This is a genomic window from Beijerinckia sp. L45 (assembly GCF_009765775.1).
Classification (GTDB): Bacteria; Pseudomonadota; Alphaproteobacteria; order Rhizobiales; family Beijerinckiaceae; genus RH-AL1.
The window spans coordinates 42103-45714 of record NZ_LMUU01000198.1; the positions used below are offsets into that span (position 1 = coordinate 42103).

General features: G+C 64.3%; 3 protein-coding genes and 1 pseudogene. 2 read left to right on the forward strand and 2 right to left on the reverse strand.

Annotation, left to right across the window (positions count from 1 at the left end; all coding sequences use genetic code 11):
* Together GSQ79_RS21350 and GSQ79_RS21355 are read left to right on the forward strand one after the other, a co-directional pair.
* Window positions 1-389 (forward strand): methyl-accepting chemotaxis protein (locus GSQ79_RS21350; protein WP_246725485.1); only part of this gene is annotated, 389 nt, incomplete at its 5' end.
* 73 nt (window positions 390-462) lie between these two features.
* On the forward strand, window positions 463-2289 hold the full coding sequence (locus tag GSQ79_RS21355; protein ID WP_158810806.1) for a methyl-accepting chemotaxis protein: 1827 nt from the start codon (window positions 463-465) through the stop codon (window positions 2287-2289).
* Here GSQ79_RS21355 and metW read toward each other — a convergent pair.
* Window positions 2286-2936, reverse strand: coding sequence for a methionine biosynthesis protein MetW (metW, locus tag GSQ79_RS21360; RefSeq protein ID WP_158810807.1), 651 nt, complete (start codon window positions 2934-2936; stop codon window positions 2286-2288). The genes GSQ79_RS21355 and metW overlap by 4 nt on opposite strands.
* Window positions 2936-3612: pseudogene (metX, locus tag GSQ79_RS29760) on the reverse strand (homoserine O-acetyltransferase); the annotation flags it as partial. The pseudogene metX and the gene metW, both read right to left, overlap by 1 nt.

Sequence of the window (3612 nt, forward strand, 5' to 3'; positions counted from 1 at the left end):
GTGGGCTTGCGCAGCGGTCTGCCGAGGCGGCGAAGGACATCAAGGTCCTGATCCAGGCTTCGACGACACACGTCGGTAAAGGCGTCGAACAGGTCGCGGAAACCGGGCAAGCTCTGGACCGGATCCAAGGTCGCATCGGCGAGATCAATGATCTCGTCGGGAAGATTGCGGCCTCGGCCCAGAACCAGTCTCAAGCGCTTGCCGAGGTCAATACAGCCATCGATCAGATGGATCGGGTCACGCAGCAGAACGCCGCGATGGTCGAAGAATCCACCGCCGCCAGCCACTCGCTGGCTTCGGAAGCCGACGTGCTTGCCGGCCTCATCGATCGGTTTTCTCTTGGCACTCCGCCGCGATCCTCTGCGCCGCCAAGACGCCGCGCCGCGTAACGCTAAAACGGACCTGAAAACGCGTTCTTAAGCCTTTAGCTTTACCTTACTATCAAATGTAGGGAATAGCTTTATGCGCGCTTTTTTTGCCCGGATGTCGATCACCGGCCAGTTCAGCCTCTTGGCTCTTCTCGGCGTCGTCTTGACACTTGCTGGTCTCGGACTGACGCTGAAGCGCAGCTATGATCTGGCCTTCGAGGCAAAACGCGCCGAAGTTCAGCATCTCTCCGAAGCCGCGGGCACGCTCGTGCACTCCTTCGTCGAGCAGGAACGCAGCGGCGCCTTGACGGGGACCGAAGCCCGCAAGCGAGCCCTCGAAGCTCTATCGGCGGCCCGGTTCGACGGGACCAACTATTACTTCTCCTACGGTTTTGCCGGCGAAACGCTGGCCCTGCCGAAGAAAGAGCTTATCGGCACCAATCGCCTGGCCGTCGTCGACAGCCAAGGCCGGCACTACATTCAGATGTTCATCGACATCGCGAAGGCCGGGCATTCTGGTTTTGTGGAATACGATAATCTCCTTCCTGGCGACGTCGCGCCGCGCGCCAAGATTTCCTATATCGTCGGTATTCCGGAATGGCAGATCCTCATCGGCTCCGGTCTCTACGTCGACGATCTGAAAGCGACGCTGATCAATGACATGATCAACCTCGCGGAGCTTTTCGTGCCGTTGCTGGTCGGCTTCATGGTGATCGTCTTCTTCATGCGGCGGAGCGTCGCCGGGCTGCTCTCGTCGCTGGCCGGAACGATGCGGCGCGTCGCCCAGGGTGACCTCGACGCCCCGATCGTCGGCCTGGAACGCAACGACGAGATCGGCCAGATGGCCGGTGCCCTCGTGACGTTCCGCCAGGCGGCGATCGACAAGGGGCTGCTGGAGCGGGAAACCGAGAACCAGCGTGTGGTTCTGGACGGCGAGCGTCGTCGCAAGGCGGCGGTCGATCTGTCGGCGATGGAGGCCAACCGTTTCGTCGTCGATTCCTTGGGCAAGGCTCTCGCCAGCCTGTCGCAAGGCGACCTCTCGATGAATGTCGCGGAGCCCTATTCCGCCGAATACGAGGCCATTCGCGAGAACTTCAATGCTGCCGTCGCCCAGCTGCGCGACACGATGACGGTTATTGCCTCCAATACGTCGGGCATCCGCACCGGATCGGTCGAGATCGCCACGGCGGCCGATGACCTGGCGCAGCGGACCGAACGGCAGGCCGCGGCGCTCGCCGAGACGGCGGCAACGCTTGCCCAGATTGCCCTGACGGTCGGCGAGACGGCGCAGGGCGCTGCATTGGCGCGCCAGATCGTGTCGACGGCGATGAGCGACGCCGCAAAGGGCGGCCAGGTCGTCCAGGGAGCGGTGTCCGCGATGGGCGAGATCCAGAAATCGGCCCAGCAGATCTCGCAGATCATCGGCGTCATCGACGAAATCGCGTTCCAGACCAATCTGCTCGCGCTGAACGCCGGGGTCGAGGCGGCGCGCGCCGGCGATGCCGGTCGCGGGTTCGCCGTCGTGGCCAGCGAGGTCCGCAGCCTGGCGCAGCGCTCGGCCGAAGCGGCAAAGGACATCAAGGCCCTGATCCTCGCCTCGACGGCGCAGGTCGGAAAGGGCGTCGAGCAGGTTGCCGAGACCGGAAAGGCGTTGGATCGCATCAACGGCCGGATCGTCGAGATCAACGATCTGGTCGGGAAAATCGCGACGTCGGCGCAGACCCAGGCAACCAGCGTCGCCGAGGTCAATGCCGCGATCGACCAGATGGATCGGGTGACGCAGCAGAACGCCGCGATGGTGGAAGAATCCACGGCCGCCAGCCACTCGCTGGCATCCGAGGCGGATCAGCTTGCCAGCCTGGTGGACCGGTTCTCCCTCGGCAATGACAAGCGCCGCCAGGCGGGACGCCGGGCCGCTTAGCCCGGCGGATTGCCGCCGCGCGTCAGCTTGAACACGCCCTGGACACCGAACAGATTCCACACGCCCCAGGGCACGTTGACCAGCACCGGACGTCCGGATTCATCGAGCGCCTTGGCTTCCTCGATCCGGCCGTCGAGCATCCGCACCAGCGCGACGAAGTCGCGGATCGTGAAGGCATGGATGTTGGGCGTGTCGTACCAGGCGTAGGAGAGAGCATCGGTGATCGGCATCCGCCCCTTGACGAGCAGCTGACCGCGCACCCGCCAGTGACCGAAATTCGGAAACGAGACGATGGCATGCTTGCCGATGCGCAGCATGTGCTCGAGCACCTGGCGCGGCTTGCGGGTGGCCTGCAGCGTTTGCGACAGGATCACGAAGTCGAAACTATCGTTGGGGTAGCCCTCGAGATCGGTGTCCGCGTCGCCCTGAATCACGGAGAGGCCTTGGGCGACGCAGTCGTTCACGCCCCGTTGCGACAGCTCGATGCCGCGCGCGTCGACGCCGTGCTTCTCGCTCAGGTGACGCAGCAAAGTGCCGTCGCCGCAACCGACGTCGAGCACGCGGCTCTTCGGCTCCAGCATCTTGGCGACGACGAGGAGATCGGGACGCAGCTTCGGGTGAACCACCAGGGGCGGGCGTCCGCTCATCAGGACGTGGCGCTTTCCACGCGGGGCGGCAACAGACCACGGGCGCGGGCGGCGCCGTTGAGGAAGCCCGTGGCTGTGGCGTTGAACTCCGGATCGTCGATCAGGAACGCGTCATGGCCACGGTCCGTCGCGATGTCGACGAAGGACACCGAGGCGCCGCCGGCGTTGAGCGCATGGACGATCGCCCGTGACGCCGAGGTCGGGTACAGCCAGTCCGACGAGAAGGACACCACGCAGAAGCGCGTCTTGCTGCCCTTGAAGGCCATCGCCAGCACACCGCCATAATCGGCCGCGAGGTCGAAGTAGTCGCAGGCGCGGGTGACATAAAGATAGGAATTGGCGTCGAAGCGATCGACGAAGCTCAGACCTTGGTAACGCAGGTAGTTCTCGATCTGAAAATCGGCGTCGAAGGAAAAGGTCGGCGCGGCGCGGGCCTGCAGCTTACGCCCGAACTTGCGCTGCAGCGCTTCGTCCGAGAGATAGGTGATGTGCGCCGCCATGCGCGCGACAGCCAGGCCCTTCGAGGGGTACTTGCCCTCGTCGAGATAGCGACCCTTGCACCAGTCGGGGTCGGCCATCACCGCCTGGCGACCGACCTCGTGGAACGCGATGTTCTGCGACGAGTGCCGCGCGGCGGTGGCGACGGGCATGGCGGAAAACACCCGGTCGGGATAGC